Origin of the sequence: Affinundibacterium flavidum, assembly GCF_014284175.1 — a bacterium.
GTDB lineage: Bacteria > Pseudomonadota > Gammaproteobacteria > Burkholderiales > Burkholderiaceae_D > Undibacterium > Undibacterium flavidum.
The window spans coordinates 16,074-40,440 of the sequence record NZ_JACOGA010000008.1; the positions used below are offsets into that span (position 1 = coordinate 16,074).

Here is a 24,367-nt window from a genome sequence, read left to right on the forward strand (position 1 = left end):
AAAAATTCATTTCCCAATAAGTTTTTAAGAAAAATCGAAAACGTTTCTAAAAGCTCATTTTGTTGTTTAATTACTGGAGGAAGTCAACATGGTAGAAAAAATCTTATCCCGCTCAGTGCGCCTGATGTTTGCAAGTGGCGTCGTGATGGGAGCAGGCATGCTCGCGCAACCTGCATTCGCGCAAGAAGCGACACAACGTATCGAAATTACTGGTTCATCCATTAAACGTATCGCCGCCGAAACAGCCTTGCCTGTGCAAACTTTATCAAAGGCCGCAATCGAACAAACTGGCGCGACAACTGCCGCTGATTTGATAGCTTCGCTACCATCTATGCAAGGTTTTACGACATCGTCAGCTTCTGTTAACGGCGGCGGTGGCGGTACCCAAACAGCCTCTATCCACGGTGTTGGTGAAAACTATACTTTAGTGTTAATCAATGGTCGCCGCGTAGCACCTTTTAATACTGGTTCTGCGGTTAACTTGGCAAGTATTCCTCTGTCAGCAGTAGAACGTGTTGAAATTCTGACTGACGGTGCTTCTGCACTTTACGGTTCAGATGCGATCGCTGGCGTTATCAATTTCATCTTAAAGAAAAACCAAAAAGACTTTAACATTGAATTTACCTATAGCACGCCACAAGAATCCTCTAAAGGTAAAACGACTAACTTCGCTATTTCTAAAGGTTTTGGTGACCTTAATACCGATGGTTACAACTTACTGTTAGCCTTTAGCCGCGATGAACAAGTTGAATTAAATGCATCAGACCGTAGTTTCACAAAACTAGGTGGCGTCACGCCCTTTAATGAAGGCGGCAAACCATACATGATGAACATGTTGAGTCGCAATTCTGTGCCAGCCAACGTATTTGCAACTGCATGGGCTGCAGGCGTAACAAATACAACTGGCAGTGGTGTCAATCCATACAAAGTATTGTCTGGCAATTGCCCGGCAGAAAACACCTATGCGGGTGGAAATCGTTGCAACTTCAACTATGGCGCTGTGGTGCAGCTCATGCCTGAATTAAAACGCGATAACTACTTAGTATCATACAATCTCAACATCAACGACAACTTGAAGTTTTTCGTTGAAGGTATGGCAACCAACTTTACCAACACTGCGCGCTATGCTCCACCAGCGCAGCCATTGTCTGTTAATTTGACTAGCAAGCTATTCAAAGAGTCGATCGCCCCCGCCTATGCGAAATTGGGCTACGACCCGACTAAGATCACTAAGATGACTATGAACCTGCGCTTGTTAGATGCAGGTGGTCGCACAGATGAATGGAAAACAAATACTACGCACTTAGCGACCGGTTTTGAAGGTTCGTTTAGTGGTTGGGATTACGCAGCTTCCTACATATTCTCGGAAAATAAAGCGACAGATACCCCAGTCGCAGGTTATACAAGTTCAATTAAACTCAACGACCTAATCAACGACAATAAATATAATCCGTTCTTGGCACCAACAGCTGCAACAAAAGCAGCTTTGGCGCCAGCAGTTTTGCATTCTGTATTGGATGAAACGACATCACAAATCAACGTATTAAGCTTGCGTGGTTCTGGCGAAGTCTTCAAATTAGCTGGCGGTGGTGCAAGCGTGGGTCTTGGCTTAGACGTGACGAAACAATCGTACATTGATAATCCAAGCATCATGGCGCAAGGCTCCACGCATGCCTATCCAGATCGTGACACGAACATTGGCGGCGGCGCAGGTGCGGTTCCAGTAGATGCTTCGCGCACTAGTTGGGGTACATTTGCAGAATTATTCATGCCGATCACAAAGTCTTTTGATTTGACTGCTGCTGCACGTTATGACAGTTTCGATGCTGTGCAAAATAAGAAATTATTTAAGTTAGATCAATATAATGATTTGATACCAGCTGGATCTGGCGCACAAGGCAATAAACAAAGTGCCGCCACATATAAATTGGCTGCAGCCTTCCGCCCAACTGACACATTATTGTTACGTGCTTCGTATGGCACAGGATTTAAAGTACCAACGATGTTGAATATCACACAGCCGTTCTCTTATGCTGGATCTTCCAATGCATTTAGTTTTCCAAACTTACCTGCGAATCATCCGCTGGCAGACTTGAATGGAGGCGAACAAGAATATGATTTACTGCAACAAGGCAATCCGAATTTAAAACCAGAAAAATCGACACAAGGCACCTTAGGTTTCCGCCTGGAAGCTTTGTCTAATCTTTCACTTGGTTTTGATTTATGGAATATCAGTATCAAAGATCAGATTAAGACTGTCTCACAAAAAAACTTGTTTACTAAGCCTGACAAATACAGCAACACCTACTATCGCTTCTTTCAACCGATCCAGAAAGAAGATGTTTTTGCTGTACTTCAACAACCTTTCAACTTAGCAAAAGCGGACTATCAAGGTATTGACTGGGATCACACCTATAGAATCAACAGTTCTTATGGAAAAATCGCTTTCAATTGGACAGGAACCTACATGCTCAAGGCTGATTTAACTTCAGCGGCTGGTGAGCCAGTGGAAAAAACAGTTGGCAAATTTGACTCGTACAATAACGTCACATTCCGCCTCATTTCAAAATTGACTGCAAGCTGGAAACCTTCAGATCGTTACAGCCATTCAGTGACTTTAGGTTACCACTCTAGCTACCGTGATCAGCCAATTTCCGCTGACCTCGATGGCACGGTTGCAGTACGTAACGCGGATGGAAGTGCTGGTGACGCAGTTGATATGAATCGTACAGTGAAAGCCTACTACACCGTTGATTTACAATCCAAAGTTAACTTCAGCAAAAACTTGACGATCACAGGTGGTATTAAAAACTTGTTTAACCAAGATCCGCCATTCTCTGATCGCAACGCCGGCGGTGGCAATCAACTGGGTTTCGATGGTCGTTATACTGACCCGTTGGGACGTCAGTTCTACGTAGTTGCTAACTTGAAGTTCTAATTTTACTTCAATGAAAAATTACTTAGTAACTCAGTAGAAACTAAATAGTCAATGAGAGCCCCAAGGAAACTTGGGGCTTTTTTATTTCCACAAAATGTCTGCGCTCTGCTGGGCACAGTCCTGGAACTACGCCCTACTTAAGTGGTCAAAGATAAGTGAGTTTATCAACCCACTTTTAATCCTCTCTTCGCCTTACTAAGGAACGTTTATGCGCCAAAAGCTGCTGTTCTCCATCATTTCTGGTCTGTTTATCAGCACAATCAGCACATTAAGTGCCAACCTGTTAGCGCAAACCAGCGCGCCTTCTTCTCAAGCCAGCACAACGAAGAAGCAAGCGATGCCCAAAGGAAAAAAGACCACGCTACAATCCGGCATTGATTTGCAATGGTTGGACAAAAGTGTTCGCCCGCAAGATGATTTTTTCCGCTTCATGTCTGGTAAATGGCTAGACACTGCTGAGATTCCAGCGGATCGTGGCCGCTACGGTGCGTTTGATCAATTGTCAGAATTATCGGCAAAACAATCTGCCGCGATCATTCAAGATCTGGCTAAAAAGTCCGACTTAAAATCGGGCACGAATCAACAAAAAATCGCCGACCTCTACAATAGCTTCATGGATGAGGCGCAATTAGAAACACTAGACATCAAGCCTTTGCAAGCGGATTTCGCGCGCATTCAACAGCTCAAAGATAAAGCTGAATTACCTTCCATGCTCGCCTATCTGGCACGTATCAGTGTCGGTACACCAATCGGGTCTGGCGTGACGCAGGATGCGAAAGATTCTTCAAAATATACAGTCTCAGTTGGTCAAGGTGGATTAAGCCTGCCTGATCGCGACTACTACCTGAAATTAGATGACGCCAAGTTCAAAACAATACGCGAAGCCTATCTCATACACGTAGAAAAAATGTTGTCTATGGCTGGCATTAGCAATGCACAACAAGCTGCAACATCCATTATGGCGCTCGAAACTGAGATCGCTAAAATCCAATGGAGCAATGTAGAAAATCGCAATCCCGTCAAAACCTATAACAAAGTTGAAATTGCCAAACTCGGCGACTTGTTACCAGGATTTGACTGGAACAAATACTTCGCTGACATGGGAACTAGCGGCAAGACCGACTCCGTGATCGTTCGTCAACCGAGCTACTTAACTGGCTTAAATAAAGTCATTCAAGATACGCCGCTCGAAACTTGGCAAGCCTATTTCAACTGGCGTGTACTAAATGCTTATGCGCCTTATCTGAGTAAGCGCTTTGTGGATCAAGACTTTTCTTTCTCTAGCGTGACACTACGTGGCATACCGGAAAATCAACCGCGCTGGAAGCGTGGCGTAGGTCGCGTGGAAGAGAGTCTGTCTGAAGCTTTGGGACAGTTGTATGTTGAAAAGCACTTCCCAGCAGAGAACAAAGCGCGCATGCAGGTGCTGGTCAACAATCTCTTATTGGCTTACAAGCAAAGCATAGAAACTTTGCCTTGGATGGGCGAAGCAACCAAGAAAGAAGCACTGACCAAATTATCAAAATTCACACCAAAGATCGGCTATCCAGACAAATGGCGTGACTACAGCAAGCTAACTATCGTCAAAGGCGATCTGGTCGCCAATATCAAAGCTGGGCGCACTTTCGCCTACCAGCGTCAAGTCGATAAACTTGGTAAGCCAGTGGATCGTAGCGAATGGGGTATGAGCCCGCAGACGGTTAATGCTTATTACAACTCACGTCAAAATGAAATCGTGTTCCCAGCAGCGATTTTGATGCCACCATTCTTTAATCCTGAAGCGGACGACGCGGTCAATTACGGCGGTATCGGTGCAGTGATTGGACATGAAATTGGTCACGGCTTCGATGACTCCGGTAGTCAATCCGATGGCGATGGCAATTTACGCGACTGGTGGACTGCAGAAGACAAAGCGAACTTCGGCAAAGTAACTGACGCCTTGGTCGCACAATACGGCAACTACAGCCCTATCGAAGGCTACAAGGTCAATGGCAAACTGACTTTGGGCGAAAACATTGGCGACAATGCTGGTTTATCCATCGCTTATAAAGCTTACCAATTATCACTGAATGGTAAGAAACCGCCAGTCATCGATGGTTTCAGTGGCAATCAACGTGTGTTCATGGGTTGGGCGCAGGTATGGCGTGGTAAGGCACGTGATACCGAAACAGTTCGTTTGTTAGCCACTGACTCACACGCGCCAGGTGTATTCCGCGCCAATGGCCCACTCACGAATTTACCTGAGTTTTACCAAGCCTTCGATGTGAAAGCTGGCGATAAAATGTATGTAGCACCAGAGAAACGAATTCGGGTTTGGTAGTCGTCAAGTAATTACAGTTTCAGCAAATAAGCAAAAAGCGGATAAGACTTCTTCTTATCCGCTTTTTTTCTTTCGCGATATGTGAACTCCCGTTACGTCGTTTTCACAATCGATGAAAAATTTGTGAAGGGCAGACGACGAATGCTTAACGTGATGATTATTGCTCAAGTTATTTATAAAAACTGCAATTCAAGAAAATCGACACGATTACAATCGATTCAGAATTGTACTTTTTATTGTCGGAGGATTACTTTGAGTCTGAATTTGATAAGTCGATATATACCATTTATTTTCCTCGTTATCGATATTCAGTTTTTCAACAAATTTTAATATCAACAAAAGATCCGAGGCCTCTACCGTCAATTGCGTCTGATTTGAGTTTTGCGTGTGATCAAGCGATAAGATTGCCACATCACCGCCATTTGTTTGCTCAATTGTTGACAATACTTGATTCCACGGATAATTCAGTGATTTCAAAATTTTTCTTGAGTTTGCGACACGCACATCAAGGTGAGTGTCATTCTTAATTGAAGTCTGCTCAAGGCTACGATATTTATTTTTTGAGAGCTCCTCTAGCTCTGCCACTTGCTTTTGTCTATCTGAGATATGCGAATGCAAGGATACCCAACTTACTACAAGGCTTACAGTCCATAGAGTGACGATGAATAAGAGACCAAGGCTAATCCACGGTTTGCGATTTTGATGAACAAATTCAAGCTTTAAGTTCATTATTCTGCCGCAGTCGAAAATACAAGGTCACGGAAGTCTATATAACTACTTTTGTTCAAATATTTATCTTTGCGCAAAATCCTATCTACATGAATTTGTGGAGTGCCAATAATTTTTTCGGGGACGGCAAAATAAATATTATTCTGCTCAGCATCTGTAAAAGAAAAACTTAAACGACGACTCTCTCTTTCAACGAGCAAAACGTCACACTCATGCGTTATTGCATTCATCGATTCCAAAACACCTAATCGTGTAACAAAGACGGTGAATGCATCATTTTCAATTGCAACCAGTGCCGTTCTATTTGCATCACTTACGTCAAGATTTTTTTGAAAAGTATTCCAGACACCAACGACAAACGGCTTAATAGAAGCTAAATGGAACCCACTTTCATTCGATAGCTCTTGAATCTTTTCTATCAATACACGCCGTATTGCACAAACTACCACCTTATCGGAAGAGGTGAAATCAATCGTAAATTGCCATTCAGATGCTTTTAAACCCAATTGATTTTGCATATAAGCCCGTGCTGCTAACTGTTGCTCACCAATATCATTCAATCCTTTTGGTAAATCAACGGTCGTGAATTTACACAGGGCAGAACCAAGGTACACATGTAAATATTCACGACTATTCTTTCTTCTATGCAGTGGTTCGAATGACAAAGATGACGGCACTAAGGAATTCCAATTCCATGCCCCGATTGATTCGACCTTTTCATTCCACCAGTATCCTGATTGGCGCCGAACTGAGATTTGCGTTGCATTGACATACACGTGAATAGCATTAGTCATGAGCCACGACCCTATCTATTTCTTCTAATGTGGTCGCACCACAAATAACCAAATCTAAGGCACGAAGACCTAAAGGGCGAATTCCCAAAGATAAAGCATAGCGCTTGATTTCCATGACATCGGCACGATTGAGTACCATTGCTCTTAACTGATCGTCAAACGATAAAACTTCAGCAATTGCAAGCCGACCTTTATAACCAGTGTTTCGACAATGTTCACATCCTAGTCCACGGGACACACTGGCTTTTGATACATCGACTTTTGCGATATCCATACGATCAAGAAGTTCACGAGTCATCGTTTCAGGCACGCTACATACTGAACAATTGCGACGAATTAGTCGCTGAGCAACTACACCATTTAACGCTGACACTAGGCTATAAAGGTCAATATTCATGTGCACGAAACGGCTGATTACATCAAATACACTGTTCGCATGAACAGTCGTAAAAACTAAGTGCCCAGTAAGCGCTGCCTGTACCGCGATTTCTGCAGTCTCAGCATCCCTAATTTCACCCACTAAAATTTTATCGGGATCATGCCGCAAAATAGAGCGCAGACCTTGAGAAAACGTCAAACCTTTTTTTTCATTCACGGGTATTTGGAGGACGCCAGGCAACTCGTACTCCACCGGATCTTCAATGGTAATGATCTTTTCTTGACCGGTTCTAATCTCTGACAATGCAGCATATAGTGTTGTTGTTTTACCGCTGCCTGTTGGCCCTGTGACTAACAGCATCCCATGCGGTTTCTTTGCCAAACGTCTAACACGTTCAATCGCATCAGTATCCAACCCAAGGCTAACAAGTGAAATATCATTGGCATCTCCCCTTAGTTGAGTCTTGTCGAGCAAACGTACGACAGCATCTTCGCCAAAAATGCTAGGCATGATAGATACGCGAAAATCCAATTCGCGTTCCCCCAGCTCTATGCGGAACCGACCATCCTGTGGAATCCTTCGCTCAGCGATATCCAATTGGGCCAATACCTTGATACGTGAAATAACTTCTTCCGCTTGCATTCGCCCATCTAATTCGGATGATGAAACTAATACGCCATCCAAACGCAACTTAACTCGCACACTATTTCTGTCGCACTCAAAATGAATATCGCTGGCACCTGCTTTCCACGCATCATAAATCGCCGCATCAACAAAGCGCACTACTGGACTAGTGCTGCTCTCAATTGTTGCGATCGAAATGACATTACTCTCTGCTCCAGCATGTCTCGTGGAAAAATCAGATGTACTGACGACTGGTAATTCATTCGACACTTTAATTCGTTGTTGCGCAAACTCCAGCGCGATCAAAATATCTGATTTTATCCCCCATGCCAAAGTAGGATATCCCCCCACTTTATTCGCAAGCCATTGCAAAACCTGATCGTCCCAAGGGTCATTCACAACAAAATAGTCGCCGTCATGCATACGCAAAGGATATATTCCTCGATTTACGCAGTCGGTAAAACTAATCTCCTGAAATTGAGGAGCAACAAGTTTAAGGTCAGCTAGTGCAAAGTAACGAACGCCTAATGCCGATACCGATGCCTGCTCTATGTCGCCAATATGGCAATGCGCTAAATTTGCGAGTTCGAGCACCAAAGGATGTCCACTTTTTCGCGACAATTCTCGTGCTGAAAGTAACAAACTACTGAGAGGAGCGGAAAATTTCTGCGAGGAGGATGAATTACTCTGCATACTTTAAATTCCTCCTGCTAAATCGAATACAGGCATATACATCAAAATGATAATGGCACCAACCATCAAACCAACCAACATTAACAAGACAGGTTCGGCCAGCCTAGTTGCCCGTTCGATAAACAAAGTAAATTCTTGTCGATATGCTTGTGCAATGATATCCAATATTGTCGCCAAATTTCCAGAGCGTTCGCCCACTATCAACATCCTTTCCGTCACACTGTCCGTCAGTCCGTTTTCTACAAATGCGGTGCTCAAACGCTTACCTTCCTGAATGGCACTCCGCGTATTGATAACTTGGTTCTTTAATTTTTCATCAAACGCCAAATTTTGTGCGAGAGGAATCGCATCTGAAAGCGTGTACCCGCCTTTCAATAGCATAGACATTGTTTGATAAATTCTGGCAAGCTGATACAACCGAAGATAGTATTGGGCAAACTTAAAGCGTCCTAAACTGCGTAAAAATAAACTTTTCAGTTTGCCGTTTTTATATCCGACAAAAGCTGCGGCAACAACACACAACACCCCACCTAATAATAGAAAAATATGATCGCCGACAAATTGCCCTAACCTCATCAGGAGAATCGTTGACATACTTAATGACTGTGAAAAATCTTCATACACTTTAGCAAAACGGGGTACCACGTAAGAAATCATAAACAAACACACCAGCATCCCAAATCCAACAACCAAGCTTGGATAAATCGCCGCACTAACTATTTTTCTGCCCAGCTCCTGCGCAAGCTTTTCGTAAGCGATATATTCATCCAGTGCATCCTCAATACGACTAGTCCTTTCACTCGCCTTGATGGAAGCGACCAATAGCACCGGAAATATAAATTGATTTGATTCTATGGCAGCAGAAAATGGCTTGCCTTCTAGTAAGCGCTGTTGGATCTCAAGTAAAACAGCATGCTTATTCCCGCCGTCTTTTTTAGCGCAAAGTGTCTCGATGGCCTCCACCAAAGACATTCCTGATGACAACAAAGTACGTAGTTCTTCACAAAAAAGTACGACATTAAAATTTGATTTTCGCTTCACTAAAAACTGACTATGATGCCCAACCACTGACAACACAGTCACGCCCTCGCGCTCCAACATTTGTTGTAAGGCTAATGGTTCCTCACCCTCCATCATGCGTTCAATCACCACGCCGGATGAGACATCAAATGTACGAACCAAAAATTGCATAAACTTTGCTTTCAGTTTGAGATATCTGTGTTTTCGTTAATGCCACCTAGCACACCATCTTTTCCATAACTCAGCAAATCATAATCTTTGCCATTCGCTCCTGGTGCACGATATTGATATGCATGTCCCCAAGGATCAACGGGAACATCTTTCTTCAAATACGGCCCAGCCCATTTTCCGTCTCCAGAAGATTTCATCAACGCCTGCAATCCTTGTTCCGTAGAAGGATAACGACCGACATCTAAGCGATACTGATCTAGCGCTTTATCGAATGCATCAATTTGTGCTTTTGCCACACTAATCTCAGATCTACCCAATTGTGCAAAATACTTGGGACCTACATATCCTGCCAGCATCGCAATAATCGCGACCACCACCAGCAATTCCAGCAAAGTAAAGCCCCTAGAGAGGCAGAATTGTTTAGCTAGTTTCATTGTTTCTCTTTATAAACGAACTTCCAATCCGAATAACGTGTCCCGGTGATCATCACCCCATTAACGGAAGTCAATGGACGTTTGCGTAAAACTTCCATCTCACTCAAACTATAAACCCCCATAATACCGCCATCGGAGGCGCGCACTACACCCCATTTACCATCACGAGTCAAAGGGTCTCGATACACTTTACGTAGATGTCGCACAACACCTACAAAACGTTTATCTTCCAACAGGTCTTCCAGATGCTGAGGGTAAGATTTTGGCGTGCCAGGTGATTGCACATAATATGCAGCAATCGCGTGAGCATAGGCGCTACCGATTGATATCAACTCCTCTTCTTTCTCACGACGTGAAGCTGCACTCCATGATTCACCGATTGCCGCCAGACCGATACCAAAAATAACCAAGGCAAAAAGCATGGCGACATAAGTAAACCCAGATTGCCTGTGTTCCACATTCCTATCACCAGGACACATACTCACTCCCATCGCGCGCTCGTCCACGTGCGCCACTCTTAACATCAAATATGTTACCTAATTCCTTCTTTTCGGGGCTAACGATCACCCAGGAATCTGTACGTTCTGTAATTGGATCGGTCGGTATCTTACGCAAATATTTCTTAGTTACAATGTCCTCCAATGATTCTGGATAACGTCCAGTATCACCAAAGTATTTATCTATCGCGTCACGCATGTGCGCCAAATTTTGACGCAAAACAGATTCTTTTGCTTTATCCACGTTGCCAAAATATCGAGGTACCGACAACGACAACAGCATCGCTATTACGACCATCACGACCAACAACTCAATCAACGTAAAACCACGATGCACCTTAATCACTTTGATCACCATTGCTTGTACGGAACACCATTCATCCCGACCCCTTCTGACTTTGAATAGATATCAAATACATTCTCGCCCGCCTTTGGTTGCTCAGCGGTCGAAGTATAACTGCGTAACCCCCAAGATTGCTCAGGAGAAGCCTCACTAGGTGCGAATGGATCCTTAGGAATACGTCTCAAAAAGAAAATAGTCTGTCCTGCGGCGAGTCTATCTGGCACACCACTTACCAAAACGAGGAGTGACGGTGGATAGCCATTATCTCCAGACACTTTAGCAATCCGATTGCCATCATAGGCAAGCTTATATGCATCAATGGCTCTTCGCATTTCCCATAATGCTTGTTTTAATTCACGCTCTTTATTTCGCTTAACAGTCAACTCAAGCAAGGGCATCGCGGCAGTCGCCAGGATACCAAGAACAGCCATTACCACTAGCAATTCAATAATCGTATATCCATGTCTAGACTGCCGCATTGTCGTATCTTATTTCACTAGGATTTTGGTAGCGTTCGGTGGCAGAGATAAGTTGAGAGGTTCACTCGCAATCACTTTCGCAGATGCTAGTCGAATTTCGGCGACACCCGCTGTCAATGCCTTAAATCTAAAGCGCATCATTGTTCCCTCCCCTTTAGCACCATCCGCGACATTGCGCAAAATTGCCATCGAAACTCGTCCCTCTTGTTGAATCAAAGTCTTGGTCATACTAACGGCAGCACCGTCTTGTTTAAAAAAAGTGCCTTCTTCAGCATCCAAAATTTCTAACACTTTGGGATCAAAGTCCAACTGTAATGGCATACCTCGCAGAGGTGAATCGGCTTTCATCTGTACATCGACTGTAAATGATTCCCCAACTTTAATTTCCGCCGGTGCCAGCAGTTTTATTGATAACGTCTCTTTTTGTTCCACACTGCCATTTGCATTCGGTACACCTGCTGACAACAAAGCGCCACCAACTTCAGACGCAGCACCTGACTGCGAAGCACTGTCCTTCTTGCTTGAAGCAGAAGCGAGTGGCTTACTACGAACATCATTTTCAGTACCAGACCAAAACTCTGTTTGGTTTAAATCTGGCCGGCGAATATTACGCACGATACGGGGCGTAATCGACAATACAATCTCAGTGCGCTGGCCGTCGTCGCGCTGTGATGAAAACAACCTACCAACCACTGGAATATCTCCCATACCGGGGATACGGCTAGCGCTCATGCGCTCTTCATTACTAATCAAGCCCGCCAATATCTGCGTTTCACCATCACGCAAACGCAATACTGTACTAGCCATACGAGTGCCTATCTGATAAACCAAAGAGCCCGATGCTGTTTTCACTTCACGTACCAGTGAACTCACCTCCAAGCCTATCCTTATCGCCACTTCATCGTTCAAATAAATAGTCGGTTCCACATCTAACTTTAAGCCAACATCAACATACTGTACCGACTCAGAAATAAAACCACTATTGCTCACACTCCCCGTCGTTGTCACGACTGGTAATTTATCTCCAATCAGCACTTTGGCTTTTTCTCGATTACGTGCACGAATTTGAGGATTAGCTAAAATATTCACATCCCCTACATCACGATGCAAATTGATGGAGACGTTGGGTACATTGATACCGATGGAGTCGCGATTTATTTGTTTGACATTACCCAGATTAAACCCCGTTTTACCTACTGGAGCGATAGCGCTCAAAGTAAGACTATCGGGATACTTAATACCCAATTCCGTCAGGCTAGAACGCTTAATTTCCAGCACCTCAACTTCCAAAATCGCCTCAGGTTCAGACAAGTCATGCAAAGCGATCAAGCGCTCTGCCAAACGTACTGTCTCTGGCGTTTCCCGTACCATGATGAGATTTAGTTTTTCGTCCACAAATGGTTCACGAATTTTCAGCATGGTTTTCAACAGCATCGCGGTTTGTTTCGCATCCGCACTCGACAGATAAAATGCACGAATCACCAGATCTTGATATTCCTTAAGTTTGTCTGGGGTTTTGGGATACAGCAATACCGTCGCTGTATCTAACACCTTATAGCCCAATTGATTGGTCGAGGTAATTAGCTCGATAGCATCTTCTACCTGCGTCTGACGTAAGAATACCGTGGCACGCAAATCTTGCCTGACCTCTTTATCAATCACAAAATTAATACCACTATTGCGCGTGATAGTCTCTAACACCATCCGTAAATTAGCGTCACGAAAATCTAGAGAAATAGGCCTGGTTTCGGCGAGGCGTGTTGTCGTCAACTCGGTTTGGCGAGCATCTAACTCCAACTGACGCTGCAATGCAAGTAACTCCGCATGTTTAGGATTGTCCTTTAAGGAACTTTCTATCAGCAAAATGGCACGCTCCCGCATGCCTTTTGCGATCAACTCTTTGGCGTTAAAGACCGCTTCTTTCTGCCGACTATCACGCGCGATGTCAAGCTTCAAGGCTAGCGCGCGCTCATCACTAGGGTCGATCGCCAAGGCGCGCTGCACAACTTCATCGGCAAGCCTATCATTGCCGCTGGCACGTGCCGATATGGCGGCACTCATCAGGCGAGCGAAGATTAATTTTTTCCCACTGACCTGTCCGGCGCGTAACTCCACACTGTCAGGATATCGCGCCAAACCCTCTTCAAAAATCTTCAATGCTTTTTCATAATTGCCAGCATTAATCTGCTGTTGTGCATCCGCGCGAATCAACTGGGCACTGCAACCCGACAATAAAGTCAGTACAAGCAAGGCTCCTGTCCAAGAAAAATAAGTCGATGTATTAGACAAAGCCAAGCTCCCGATATGCCGCAGGCAAACAGTCTAAACAATCATTCATTTTCAAACTCTGTGTGATATTCATCATGGTCATATTAATGTGCCGCCGTCGGCGTCAGTAACACGGTTTTTTCATTCAATGGGAGATAAGTCAGCACGATCTGTGTTTCAATGATGCTATCAACACGATAAGTATTATCTACAATGTCCTGTTCCCGTATTGCGATCAAGGTATCACCACGTACCAAATACGTCGTCAATTTTCCATCGAGACCCAGCATACGGCCAAAGTATTGATAAGGAAAGGCGGGCGCGACTGGTTTAGGCGGCGGTGGTGGCGGTGGTGCAGGTAGCGGTGTCAGCACCTTGGGCGGTGGTGCAACAAAGTTAATAGGTCTAAATGGATCAGAAGTAGCCTCCAGCAAAGGTTCTCTGTTAACAAGCAGCGGCTCTGATGTACTGTTCGCAGAATGCAGTTCAGTGCTCACTGGCCGGCTAGGGGTAGGAGCCAGCGCGGCTCGGCTCGATCGGTTTGGTGTACGCACTTCGGTGATCGCTGGTAGCTCCTCATCACGCCAGGCCGTCCAGACCACCAAGACCATGGTGATCAGGGCAGCGATTCCCAAGCCTTGCTGTCGGGTCACCCTCATGGCTGCTTACGATAAAAAAAGCGCAAGCCTACATCAATTTCCATGACCGCATCTGTAGAACGTTGGCGGCGTAGAGACAGCGACTCCAGTGCCAATCCATCATGCGCCGATAACAGGCTAGCGAGACTAGCCTTAAGTCCGACATAAGTACCTGTCATTTTCGCGCGTATATCAATGCGAGCGATCTCATGCCTGCCCTCAGACGCTTCACCTACAGCATCGTCGCTGGGTTGATGACTCGCTTCTGAAACAATCAAACCGTTCAGACTTGCCTGAGTATGCAAATCCTTAATAACCACCGCCAAACGTTCAAAGCTCGCCAAGCGCTGTTGAACATCTACATTGTGCTCGCGCGCCACTGGTGCAATTGGCCTACGCAGTTCAACTTCTAGCGTACGAATTTGCTGCACCAATTGCGCCTCTTGCGAACGCAGTGCGGGCAATTCGACCCAGTACAGCGATAAGGAAAAACACAGCAATGTCAAAGCCGCCAGCCACGGCCAATGTTGCGATGTAGACCAGCGAAATACGCGCAAAGAGGGAGGGAATAGCATGGACTAAAAGAAGAACGGATTAGTGTTTTGCGCGTTGGTGGTTGGCATGGGATGATTTTTTAAGTGTTTCAGATTATTCTTTGACGGCTGTAAGGTGGTCTTATTTTTCGTGAAGTTATTTTGGTATGATTATTGGGATCAGGTCAAATCAAATCTTTAATTTGATCTGACCCCAGTTTTATCCTTGGTACCAGTTTTGAGTCTTTCAGTTTTTCTTTGATCCATTTGATGTCTTGGTTGATCCAGGGAAAGCAAGCACGCTGCCATTCAGTGTTTCAAAGTCAATTGGGGACGAAATATTTAGAAAGCAATCGTTCTTACAGAAGTAAACTGAAGGATCCCTCTGAAGGTAAACTTGTTGAAAACTCACCTTCGACTGAATGGACTGTTCAACGGTGTTCGCGACCGATTGCCATTCTCGTGCACCTTTATTTTTTGTGCATATCAATATGCTTCCTATGCCATCTGGTGACTCTATATTTAGCAAAATTTTTGTTAATTCCGTTTCTGAAATTAACAATTTCTTATCCACGTATGTTTCCTTAAATCCAAAATCTCTTAGAATTGTATTCATAGAACTATGTATCGATACTCTCTCAGAAATTGGAAGGGTCAAATCATAAGTTACGCATGTTGGTGTTTCCGATACAAACCTCGGTGAGATCACACCAAAGAACGTCGCAAGCGTAAAGGCAGCAACTAGAATGGATACAATTAGAATAAACACATGAATGCGAATTTTTTTTTGCATATCGATGTAAGATCCTATCCGATGAAGTTGCGCTTAAACAATGTTGAATTTGAAAATATAAAATCTCTCACGCTAAAAGTCTATTTTTTTCTAAGCTTTGCACTGACCTCTGCTCCGTTGGAATGATCGATCATACGAAAAATTACTGGTCCACTAATTTTATTCCAATTAGCTATGAATCTGTTTATGTTGACACCTTCACCGTAACTATAGATTCTCAAGTAGCCGCCTTCATCTACAATAATTTGTCGAACTACATAACCATCGCGCAGTATGTGCGTCGAACCGGTTCCATTGACAATGAAACCAGAGGTGTACGCGTATTGAGTAACAGGATTGTCACTAAAGATACCAATCAGATTGGTATGCAATGTTTTTCCAACTGTCATACATGCAGTTTGTCCAGGTCCCGAATTGCAAAGCAATTGTGTGCTCACGGCCTCATAACAACCAACCATAGACTCGTGACACATTCGAAGACTCATATTTTGATATTCGTGATACCCAGGATCGTTTTTATCCCATTTTTTACTTAAGCATTCATGTGCTAAACAGTTAAGTAGATAACTAAAAGCCCCAGTTTGCGCTCCATTTGCGAATTTTCCACCACCAAGAACTGATCCAGTTCCTCCAGCGATAGCACTTATTATTACTCCTCCGACAGGATTTGAGTCCGTCATCGGTCCCGTCACAGGTGTCATTGCTTTACTAAATGCAGCACTCAAAGCGCCTGGTCCACACTTACCACCACCAGCAACACTGGTGACACACCCAACTACCCCATGCAACGCGACACTTGATCCATAGGTCCATTCCGCAGCTTTGTCCACTGCACCGCCGAAAAAGTTACTCCCTCCAATGACGTTACCTGCGCCATAAAACATCCCCGCCGAAAATGCTCCAGACAAGGCTCCCTTCATGGTACCCGTGCTGACCGCCCCCCCAGCAAATCCCGCTGCCGCTGCTTGTGCCATGCCTGATGCTGTGAATGCTTGTCCCGCTGTTGGACCTAAATACATCGTCACTGCAATCCCATAAAACGCCCGCGCAGTTTGTTTGTCTATAACTCCAGATCTTTCTGCCCCGTAAATCATAATTAAAGCAAAAACGAAGTCATCGAAACCAAAAGCTTGCCCAGTTGGATCTGTACAAACCAAAGGATTGTTATAGCAATAGCCGTAACGATTATAATTCTGCAGATTTAAAGGATCTTGAATAAACGGGTCGGTCTGCATGAAACGCCCGAGTAGCGGGTCGTAAATACGTCCGTTCATGTGAATGACGCCGACATCGTCTAGATGCTCATGTCCGGTGTAACCTATGTCATTACCATTGCCGCTACTACTCCAGTCGATAATGAGTGTACCGTTGGCATCATAATTGCCGCTAGCCATGCGACGTTTGCCAAATGGGTCATAGGAGTAGCGCGCTGTCACCACACCATTTTGATCTGTGGTGGCAACCAAACTACCTAGGTGGTCTTTGTGCCAGTATTCGACTTTTTTCAACGTGATGGTACTGAGAGCCACAGGCGCAGTTTGACTAGCAGCTAGTGTCGGCAACGCATCAGATGAGATCAATACACCAATGCTGATACCTCCCGCGGTCAGGTAGTGACGGTTACTTGTCCCATCGGGACCTTCTTCTCTCTCGAATGACAAACCGCCAGCATTATCTGGATGCAGCTTCCACGTGATACGGGTGCCAGCACTGGAAACACGGGTCTCTTGGATGCGTTGGTGGTTTTCGTCATATTGCCAAGTATATTTCGGGCTGCCCGCTGGGCCGCTTAAGCCATTTTGGTTATCTGGCAAATTAAAGCTGGTATAGCTAATATCGCGATAACTACCGGCCGAAGCGGTTTTTAAATTGCCATTGGCGTCATAGGTATAGTTGGCGTTAACACTACCACTGACACTTTGCAGGGCATGTGGCCGAATGGTCGTTGCCCCTTGTGCTTGATAGGTGTAGATCCCCACATCACTCTTATATAAGAGCATGCCAGCGGCATTGTATTGCAGCGTGACATCGCGTTGCAGACTAGGAATAGTCGGTGAAGCGACGCTATAGCTTTTCAGGCGTCCAATGCCATCATATGCAAAACTATCCGTGACAGCCCCACTCACACCATCGCCATTGGCGTCAGTGCGTCCAGTGAGATGACTCAAACTATCCCAGGCGTAGCTGTAGTTGACGATATTGGTTGCTGTACCAAGACCTGCGGTATTACTACTAATACGTCCGGTCATGGTATCAAAATTGGCTTTACTGATAACATTGTTACCATAAATTTGCTGCTCTGCGCTGCCCCAAGCATTGTAGGCTTGTGCCTGCCAGAGTGTGCTACCAGCAGCAAGCGTGGCACCACTAGGTGTGATGGTAGCAGCCGTTCCCAAAGTCAGACTGGAAAGAAATCCTTTAGCGGTATAGTTGTAATTGACCGTTAAGCCTGTCGGATAAGTCTGCGTTGCAGGTCTAGCGTTACTGCTGTCATAACTAATGGCTGTGGCAAAGCTGCGTCCGCCCAACACATTGGTACGTGAATTGATCGGTCGCCCCAAATTGTCATAAACAACTTTACGGTTAATGCCATGACTAGTAGTGGTTTCACAAAGCTTACCGACGCCTTTATTACAGGCACTACCATCTGCATATTTATCGTACGCCCAGTTACTTGTGTATTCTGGCTCTACCTTTTGCGTCATCCGTCCAAGTAAATCATAAGTCATTGTTGTTACTTGCGACAAAGCGCGCTGAGTTGGATTTTGTTGCCAAACCAATTCACCTAAGGCGTTATAGTCATATTTCCAAAGACCAGTATTCGGATCAGTCATCTCGACTTTACGACCACGGATATCGTATTTGATGCTAATCACATTTTGCAATGCATCTTTGGTCGCCACAAGATTGCCAAAAGCGTCATGCTGGTGTGCAACTTGCGCACCTAGATGATCGGTAACACGAACAACCTTACCATCAATGTTCTTTTCTTCTTTGCGTGTCTGTGCTAAATCATTGGTAGTCGTTTTCACAAGACCAACATAACTAACGGTATTGACAGAGGCTTTTCGGCTGCCGCGGCCACCAAAACTATAGCTCGCTAGACTTCCCTGAGGATCACTAGTGTAAATGGCAGTTGGTCGTCCAAGTGCATCATAGATCGTTGCACTCATGCCATAACTACTGCTACCTCCAGTGGTCGATGCCAGAGTATCTAAGAAATAAGGCTGCGTTGTAACGATCGCCGCACCTTGTGGATTGTAATCAATGTCTTGTACGATCAGACGATTGGTTCCGCCAGGTTGTGCGCTTCCATCAAAGGCTTCTGTCACAGTGCGAATTTTACGACCCGCTCTGTCAACATAGGTACGTGCGAAAGGACCATTTTTAACGTCCGAAGTGTTGCGCGGTTCAGTATGAACAAAACTGACAGCATCTGCTGGTATTTCATTAGCAGCAGGTGTTGGACAGGCAGCACTATTGCTAGTAATGTCAGTAACTCTTCCACTAATAAAACAATATTTACTGATAGTACTAGTACCATCAGCACGCGACTCCTTAACTTTTCGACCAAAATCATCTACTTGCCAACTTGTTGTCAAGCTATTCGGGCCAACTAGCTCCACTACTGCGCCAAATCGCGGATCAAAAGTCTTGCTCTCTGATTGACTAAGCGCGTTCGTGACAGTCGTGGGGAAAGCTCCTCCAGGAATAGCGACAACAGTGCCATTGATGGTGATGCTTTGTGTTCCATAAAAGCTGGTGCTTGAACGCGCGGTAAATTTTGCGATGGTACTAGCATCCGCGCAGTTATTTGTTGTTGCACTTGTTTTATTACCATAGACGTCGTAGGTGTATGTGGTCTTCAGACATGAATCTGCATTGTCTGGCTCGACGGTCTCACTCAGCAATAATCCACTACTGGTGTCATATACAAACGCGCTAGTACGGCTGTAATTGTATGGACTGGATGGCTGTTGCGCATGGACGAGACCAATGCCGAACATGGATGCGGCAAACAAGATAGTGGAAACGATTGGACGCATTACTTTCCTTTTACAAACATGATTGCGTTGGCTGTCGTCTTGAGTACACGATGGGGTATCTAACAAGGAAACCTCAATTTTTGATGCGCTGATTGTTTTAAGAACGTGATTGCAATTTATTTTCATTTTGGCGTCTTCCTTAAAGTTGCGCAAACGCCACTAGCAATAGTTGTCGCACTCATATTCGTCACAACTGAACTGAAATTAGAACCTGACGTTGTAGCTCGATAACTGACTGCCCCACTTGTACAATACGCCTCAAAAGTTATTGATAATGTACAACTTGCTCCTGCTGCCAAGCTAGAAGTACAAGTGCCACTTCCATCATTGATAAAATTGCCTGCACTTCCACTCACTGCTGTAAGGGCAAAGTTCAATCCAGTCGCCGCCACCGTACCCACATTTGATATGGTAATTGGCAATGTTTTTTCAATTCCCTTATTAATCGTACCAAATAGTAAATTTGTCGGACTACTCGTTAGGGTAGTCGTAGTAACCGCTGGAGCCACGACCAAGTTAATGATCAAAGACATAGCACTTCCCACATCCGGTGCGATCGTCACAGTGCCAAAATAGGTACCGGCGGCTGTGTTGGTTTTGACCGTAACCGTGCCACAAGTTGCGCCAGCTGCACATGCCCCGGTCGGGCCTGTTACGGTCACGCCATTAATCGTAGAGTAACTAATCGAGTTCGCGGCCATCTGCCCTGTATTCTTGACGGTACAACTCGTGGTTGCCGCGACTGGGCTAGTAGTTGGGGTCGTGCTGCTACAAGCGCCCAAAGTTATCACTGCGGAACCAGTTGGGACAACACCTTGCGTAGCTGCAGCATAAGGTGCATTTCCCGCACTTGTACTAATACCAGCAAGACTATTAGGCACCGCATTTTGAACATTAGCTTTTTCCAATCGGCCAAGAATCCAGGCATCACCTGCAGTGTTGTCTGTGCGATAAGTATTAGTTGATGTTTTTGTAAAAATCTGCTCTGAACCCAAAGCCGGATCTATACCTTTTGTCACCACAACAATTTTTGTGGGGTCACCACTATCGTTAAACGTATTGGTTGTTGTTACACTAGGTAGAACATTGCCTGTGATATCAGTCCCTTCTTCCTTACTGCTATATAAATAAGGCTTTTGAACTCGCGCGGATGTTGGGCATGGTACATCACTTGTAGCAGTTGCCTCTGCACCAACACTTGCAGTTTTATCACAATAAACGAAAGTGCTTCGACTCAACACCTGTGGAGCGCTCAAATTTAGAGCGCCCATTCTTGTTTCAGTCATACTCGCCATACCTGAATAGGCACTTTGAAGATATCGTGTAAATACAGTCAAATTTGAACCATCAGGCGCCATATTTTGGCGCCGAGTTTCTCTAAACCCGAGCCAGCCTCTTCCATCATTAGCAACTTTTAATCCAGAGTAACTATATTCACTAGTCAATTTACTTGTTCCGACACCGCTATCTGAAACAGTAGTCGCGACCACGTAAGTTGGCATAGTAACGTCGATAATCGGATAGCTAGCCTTTGACGATGTACCCAAGTCTGTTGTGTAGCGCTTACCGAGCGTACCGCTACTTGAGTTACTCAAAGGAACCCAAGTCAGTGTCGTTGTTAAACCTGTACCTGAGACCACAGAGATCAATTGGTCTGGCGGCGTCGCATCAGACTTCACAAACAATAAATTTTTGGTAGCATCACTCGTCGCCGATGGGCTTGACTTAAGCCTAAGTATCTCGGGACTACCACGCCCTGTAAAATCACCAATAATAAAGTTTGATGTCCCATCAGATTTTCGCAATTGATTGCTTGTTGAAGTGAGATTAAAACTAGCATCTAGACTGAAAGATCCATCGCCATTACTAAGATACACGGCATTTTGACTAGGATCATCTTTCCATCGGAGAATATCGGTACGACCATCACCATTCATATCGATCAGCACAGTACCGACATTCTGAACAAGCTGCCCATTAAAATCGAACAATTCTTGCCCTGGAGATCTGAGATTAAAGTTGGTGACCTTCCTGTCCACAGAAATTCCATCCGCGAGATACAGGTTCGTGTCATTTAAACTCGAGTAAATATTCAGACAATCTACTCGCCCGTCACCATTAAAATCTAACGCATTTGCGCAACTCAGCCCACTCTGTGCTGTCGATGCACTCGAAAAATTACCGTCTCCGTTAGACAGCCAAACACCACTATTCACGATCAAATCTGTTGCCCCATCACCATTAGCGTCGACTGTATACGGCTTGCTCCAATAGCTGTACGCACCAATGGCAGGATCGGCATAAACTGAACGGTTCTTCAGATTTGTATCCGTCTTCTCCTCAAATCCACCAGTAATTTTTCCAAGAAATACCCGTGTACATGTTTGTGTTGCACATGAAGAATCTAGAGGTGTTGACGGTGCATCTATTGGAATATAGACAGATGGAAGAATTGTCGTAACAATATCTAAAAGACCATCATTATTTACGTCAATTAAGTAATAATTACTCCCAGCAGTCACTGTGGTTCCACGGACTGGACCTGGCTCACAATTTGTGCCTGAACCGGGTATGCAACCATATTTTGGTATACTTTTACTTATAGCTTGAGAGAAATCTATCCCTGTAATCTCTTGCGGAGTGAATGAACCATCACCATTCGATTTATACAAAATATTTGTCGTGATACCACAAGGGGTTCCAGTTGACGATACCAATTTACTTAATCGTAAAATATCTGTCAAACCATCGCCGTTGAAGTCTGACGTGACCGCAGAATAACATCCATTGCTCTTGAATAAATTCTGATCTGTTATATTGAATTTCGCTGGAGCCGAACCTACTGGCATTTGGTAAAAGCTGCCATCACCTTCGCTACGATAGAGCAAATTCTCCCCGGGATTGTCTGACCAACGAAGAATATCGGTTCGACCGCTACCAAAAAAATTGCCAGTAATTACGCCATAATTTCCAGTTGTACTATCCATCGTCAAAGTAGATAGCGAACTTAATTTAAAGACCTCATTTGACATGTAACTGGATCCTCCACCGGCCGAATAATTGTAAGTAGTGGGCGGTAAGCAAACAGTTTCACTTGCTCCAGCACATTCCGTAATTTGCTTTACGCGACTACGCTTGGTGATTGGTCCATTGTCATATGTTAATTTAATCGTTTTTACATTGACCGCGTTAGCTGGCTTAGGTGATTGCCCTGCGATCCAATTAATATAGGTTCTGACACGACTAAGTAACTGAACACTCAAGTTTTTGCTACCTTTATGATATGCCTCTGCGCGATCTTGCACTGCGTCAGCGATAAGTGGGCGCTCAACATATTCAAAAACTATTTTATTTTTTGGCAACTGACTTGCATTTCCTGTATATCGTATTTCAGACAAATTCCACTCACGCCCAAGATTGCTACCCGTAGCCGGTACACTGCCCGATGACAAATCCCGCTGTACATATTCAAAATCAATAAAATTACCAACTGTGTCACTTATGCGACTTACTGCCCAAGAAGAAACGACAGTCTTGCCTTGTGGGGTAATTAGGGCATTGGAGGTAGCATTGGCGTTAACACCGTATTCAAAAATTTGTCCACTTTTTGTCCAAACACGGAAGTATGCTGGGCCATTTGCAGCATCGCCACCCGCAGCACCATAAGCACGAATACGTGCATAAATATCTTTTTCTGTCCTATATTCACGTACTAGACCTGTACCACCAAGGCTATCATTCTGCTGAAAAGGATTCGCTAAAGTGGGTGCCGTATTTATAGCGTTCACAACGGCGCCATTGGCATCCGTCTGAATCAAGCGCTGTCCATCCAAACACAGCTTGTCATGGACACTAAACTCCACTCCTCGCCCAACACCGTCGACCAATTTATTTGCGGGACAACGAGATATTGTTGATATCCCTTGAATTGTCCATCCATACCCAACTGGACCATTTACTGAACTGCCACTGTAAAGCAATCCGATGTTAGGTGTCATTCCCCCGATACCCGGCGGTACTACAATCGAATAGCTATAACTTGGCGTTCCACCAGAGGTGATACTTACTTGGCTATTCGCAGTCAAAGAACAACTAAAAAACAGTATCGAAAAAATAATTTTTGGTGAAAAACGTGACGAAAAGAAATCATTTAGATGTCCACCAAAGGTTGAAATTGTATTCAAGTTAAAGTGCTCCACATGAAAGAACTGGCGATAGTCAATCAATTTAAACAGAAAATATTATTAGGCTGTTACACGCATACGCCTGCAATTTTGAAGTTGCTCAATTGCAATTAAGGCAATTAATTATCAAAGCGACGCAATATATCACAAAAATCCGTATTAATTGCACTTTATTTAATCAAATGTGACTTTGTTCAGAAATTGAAAAAAACAACAAATAGCACGTGCCAAGCAAGGGCGTCTTGGAAAAATTTAGGGCGGTAATATTTTGCTGAGGCACTACTAGTGGAGCACAATGCTATACACCAATTGGACTACGCGCACGAGAATATAAATCGGTTTATCACCAAAGCTCTGCTCACTGGCATCTAGAATGAGCCAGAGGAGAGTCAACAAGATTAAAGTTACAGATCTTGAAATTTAAAATGGTATTCCTGCAACCTAAGCTGATGATCTATTCGTAGAGAAGGAATCCTCGGTATTG

General features: G+C 44.5%; 15 protein-coding genes. 2 read left to right on the forward strand and 13 right to left on the reverse strand.

Annotated elements, in window-relative coordinates; translation table 11 throughout:
- Positions 1-88: 88 nt before the first annotated feature.
- Positions 89-2,938 carry a TonB-dependent receptor plug domain-containing protein gene (locus H8K55_RS09520; protein WP_186941865.1) on the forward strand — a complete coding sequence of 950 codons (2,850 nt, stop codon included), beginning with the start codon at positions 89-91 and terminating at the stop codon, positions 2,936-2,938.
- Positions 2,939-3,146: 208 nt separating this feature from the next.
- The gene (locus tag H8K55_RS09525; RefSeq protein ID WP_186941866.1) at positions 3,147-5,258 is read left to right on the forward strand and encodes a M13 family metallopeptidase; all 2,112 of its coding nucleotides are present in this window, start codon (positions 3,147-3,149) and stop codon (positions 5,256-5,258) included.
- 207 nt (positions 5,259-5,465) lie between these two features.
- Here H8K55_RS09525 and H8K55_RS09530 read toward each other — a convergent pair whose 3' ends face one another.
- The 13 genes from H8K55_RS09530 to H8K55_RS09590 all read right to left on the reverse strand — a co-directional run bounded on the left by H8K55_RS09530 (position 5,466) and on the right by H8K55_RS09590 (position 23,883).
- Positions 5,466-5,987: a hypothetical protein gene (locus H8K55_RS09530; RefSeq protein WP_186941867.1), complete on the reverse strand. Its 522-nt coding sequence runs from the start codon at positions 5,985-5,987 to the stop codon at positions 5,466-5,468.
- Positions 5,987-6,781: a hypothetical protein gene (locus H8K55_RS09535; protein ID WP_186941868.1), complete on the reverse strand. Its 795-nt coding sequence runs from the start codon at positions 6,779-6,781 to the stop codon at positions 5,987-5,989. Before H8K55_RS09535 ends, H8K55_RS09530 begins: the two co-directional genes overlap by 1 nt.
- Complete coding sequence (locus tag H8K55_RS09540; RefSeq protein WP_186941869.1) at positions 6,774-8,477, reverse strand: GspE/PulE family protein; 1,704 nt, start codon at positions 8,475-8,477, stop codon at positions 6,774-6,776. The genes H8K55_RS09535 and H8K55_RS09540 overlap by 8 nt, the downstream gene beginning before the upstream one ends.
- Positions 8,478-8,480: 3 nt before the next feature.
- Positions 8,481-9,668, reverse strand: a complete 1,188-nt coding sequence (locus H8K55_RS09545; protein WP_186941870.1) for a type II secretion system F family protein — start codon at positions 9,666-9,668, stop codon at positions 8,481-8,483.
- An 11-nt stretch (positions 9,669-9,679) separates the two neighbouring features.
- Positions 9,680-10,102 carry a type II secretion system major pseudopilin GspG gene (gene gspG / locus H8K55_RS09550; protein WP_186941871.1) on the reverse strand — a complete coding sequence of 141 codons (423 nt, stop codon included), beginning with the start codon at positions 10,100-10,102 and terminating at the stop codon, positions 9,680-9,682.
- A complete protein-coding gene (locus H8K55_RS09555) occupies positions 10,099-10,593 on the reverse strand; it encodes a type II secretion system protein (protein WP_222612429.1) in 495 nt (164 codons plus the stop codon). The genes gspG and H8K55_RS09555 overlap by 4 nt, the downstream gene beginning before the upstream one ends.
- Entirely contained in the window at positions 10,568-10,957 is a 390-nt protein-coding gene (locus H8K55_RS09560; RefSeq protein ID WP_186941872.1) for a type II secretion system protein, read from the reverse strand. Before H8K55_RS09560 ends, H8K55_RS09555 begins: the two co-directional genes overlap by 26 nt.
- The gene (locus tag H8K55_RS09565; RefSeq protein WP_186941873.1) at positions 10,951-11,421 is read right to left on the reverse strand and encodes a type II secretion system protein; all 471 of its coding nucleotides are present in this window, start codon (positions 11,419-11,421) and stop codon (positions 10,951-10,953) included. Before H8K55_RS09565 ends, H8K55_RS09560 begins: the two co-directional genes overlap by 7 nt.
- Positions 11,422-11,430: 9 nt before the next feature.
- Positions 11,431-13,710, reverse strand: coding sequence for a cohesin domain-containing protein (locus tag H8K55_RS09570; protein WP_186941874.1), 2,280 nt, complete (start codon positions 13,708-13,710; stop codon positions 11,431-11,433).
- Between the two features lie 83 nt (positions 13,711-13,793).
- The gene (locus H8K55_RS09575) at positions 13,794-14,348 is read right to left on the reverse strand and encodes a hypothetical protein (RefSeq protein WP_186941875.1); all 555 of its coding nucleotides are present in this window, start codon (positions 14,346-14,348) and stop codon (positions 13,794-13,796) included.
- Positions 14,345-14,902, reverse strand: coding sequence for a hypothetical protein (locus H8K55_RS09580; RefSeq protein ID WP_186941876.1), 558 nt, complete (start codon positions 14,900-14,902; stop codon positions 14,345-14,347). The genes H8K55_RS09575 and H8K55_RS09580 overlap by 4 nt, the downstream gene beginning before the upstream one ends.
- An 831-nt stretch (positions 14,903-15,733) precedes the next feature.
- On the reverse strand, positions 15,734-19,699 hold the full coding sequence (locus tag H8K55_RS09585; RefSeq protein WP_186941877.1) for an RHS repeat domain-containing protein: 3,966 nt from the start codon (positions 19,697-19,699) through the stop codon (positions 15,734-15,736).
- A gap of 122 nt (positions 19,700-19,821) precedes the next feature.
- Positions 19,822-23,883, reverse strand: a complete 4,062-nt coding sequence (locus H8K55_RS09590) for an FG-GAP-like repeat-containing protein (protein ID WP_186941878.1) — start codon at positions 23,881-23,883, stop codon at positions 19,822-19,824.
- Between the last annotated feature and the right edge of the window lie 484 nt (positions 23,884-24,367).

Bases quoted from the DNA above. Each gene is read 5' to 3' on its own strand.
- H8K55_RS09520 (WP_186941865.1), top strand. From the start codon at position 89: ATGGTAGAAAAAATCTTATCCCGCTCAGTGCGCCTGATGTTTGCAAGT.
- H8K55_RS09530 (WP_186941867.1), bottom strand. From the start codon at position 5,987: ATGAACTTAAAGCTTGAATTTGTTCATCAAAATCGCAAACCGTGGATT.
- H8K55_RS09535 (WP_186941868.1), bottom strand. From the start codon at position 6,781: ATGACTAATGCTATTCACGTGTATGTCAATGCAACGCAAATCTCAGTT.
- H8K55_RS09575 (WP_186941875.1), bottom strand. From the start codon at position 14,348: ATGAGGGTGACCCGACAGCAAGGCTTGGGAATCGCTGCCCTGATCACC.
- gspG (WP_186941871.1), bottom strand. From the start codon at position 10,102: ATGAAACTAGCTAAACAATTCTGCCTCTCTAGGGGCTTTACTTTGCTG.
- H8K55_RS09540 (WP_186941869.1), bottom strand. From the start codon at position 8,477: ATGCAGAGTAATTCATCCTCCTCGCAGAAATTTTCCGCTCCTCTCAGT.
- H8K55_RS09580 (WP_186941876.1), bottom strand. From the start codon at position 14,902: ATGCTATTCCCTCCCTCTTTGCGCGTATTTCGCTGGTCTACATCGCAA.
- H8K55_RS09565 (WP_186941873.1), bottom strand. From the start codon at position 11,421: ATGCGGCAGTCTAGACATGGATATACGATTATTGAATTGCTAGTGGTA.
- H8K55_RS09585 (WP_186941877.1), bottom strand. From the start codon at position 19,699: ATGCGTCCAATCGTTTCCACTATCTTGTTTGCCGCATCCATGTTCGGC.
- H8K55_RS09525 (WP_186941866.1), top strand. From the start codon at position 3,147: ATGCGCCAAAAGCTGCTGTTCTCCATCATTTCTGGTCTGTTTATCAGC.
- H8K55_RS09545 (WP_186941870.1), bottom strand. From the start codon at position 9,668: ATGCAATTTTTGGTTCGTACATTTGATGTCTCATCCGGCGTGGTGATT.
- H8K55_RS09555 (WP_222612429.1), bottom strand. From the start codon at position 10,593: ATGGGAGTGAGTATGTGTCCTGGTGATAGGAATGTGGAACACAGGCAA.
- H8K55_RS09560 (WP_186941872.1), bottom strand. From the start codon at position 10,957: ATGGTGATCAAAGTGATTAAGGTGCATCGTGGTTTTACGTTGATTGAG.